2 pseudogenes are annotated in these 1161 nt (G+C 75.1%); both read right to left on the reverse strand.

Going from position 1 to position 1161, the window contains the following annotated elements:
• A pseudogene (locus tag NON22_RS24560) lies at positions 1 to 379 on the reverse strand (hypothetical protein); the annotation flags it as partial.
• A gap of 377 nt (positions 380 to 756) precedes the next feature.
• Positions 757 to 1161, reverse strand: a pseudogene (locus NON22_RS24565) (hypothetical protein); the annotation flags it as partial.

Raw genomic sequence — 1161 nt, forward strand, 5'->3', positions numbered from 1 at the left:
CCGGCGCCTGCACGCGCATCTGCGCGGGCGGCGCGTCGACGCGCAGGTTGATCGCGCCGATCGTGATCTCGACGGTGTCCTCGTTCACGTCGGCCGCGGTCCGCGGCGCGGAAGCGCGCTCGCGCAGCGGCCGTGCCTCCGGTCGTTCCGGCAGCGCTTGTGCGACGGCGCGCGGCGCGGCGACGGCCGTCTCGACGACGGCGACGTGCTCGATGCGCGATGTCGCGGCCGGTGCGTCGCGTGACGGGGGGGCATCGACCGGGGCGACGGGCAGCCCGGTGCGCGATGCCGGCACCGCCGGATCGCGCTCGGGATCGACCGGACGCGATGGCGCAGCCGCGGCCGGATCGGCCGCGACCCAGTGAATCGCCGCGCGCACGACGGCTTGCGCGGATGTCGGCGACGGCACGTCTTCGGCGGAAGATGTCGCAGACTGCGTCGCGGCGTCGCGAGTCGCCTCGGCCGCATCGGCGATTGCCGGACGACGAGACGTATCTGCCGTCATCGCGATCGCTGCCGTTCGCGCCGGCGGCGGTGCCTGCGGTTCGACGGCCGGCGAGGCCGGTATCGAAGCCGATATCGACGTCGGTATCGGCGCCGGTGCCGGAGACGCGGCGGCAATCGGTTCGGCGCGTGCGGACTCGAGCCGTTCGGCCGCCGTCTCGCCCGGTGCGGCTTCGGGGCTCTCGAACGGCCTGTGCGCCGTCGCCGGACGCGCGAGGCCCGCCGCGCGCAGCAGGGCGCCGAAATAGTCGCTCATGACAGCACCCCGGCGTCGGCGTCGATCAGCGCGAGGTAGCGTGCGCGCCGCGCCGGCGGCAGCGCGAGCACGTCGCGTTCGGTCCAGCCGTAGCACGTCGCGAAGCGGTGCACTTCCTGGACGAGCTCGCGCTGCCGGCGCGCCAGGCGCGCGAGCGCGAGGCCTTCGAGATCGACGGCGATCTCGTTGTCGGCGCCGCAGCCCGGGCAGCGGCAGGCGACCGTGAAATCCACGAGCGGGTCGAGCGCGGCGATCGCGTCGGAGACCGCGGCCTGTTCGTCCGTGCGCACTTCGCCTTCGACGACGAGCGCGGCGAGCATCGCGCGCACCGCGTCGTCGCGCGTGTCCGGCTTCGCGGCGCGCCAGCGCCGCAGATCCTCGCCGGTCGCCGGCCGCAGCAC

The sequence above is a fragment of the Tahibacter caeni genome, assembly GCF_024609805.1.
GTDB lineage: Bacteria > Pseudomonadota > Gammaproteobacteria > Xanthomonadales > Rhodanobacteraceae > Tahibacter > Tahibacter caeni.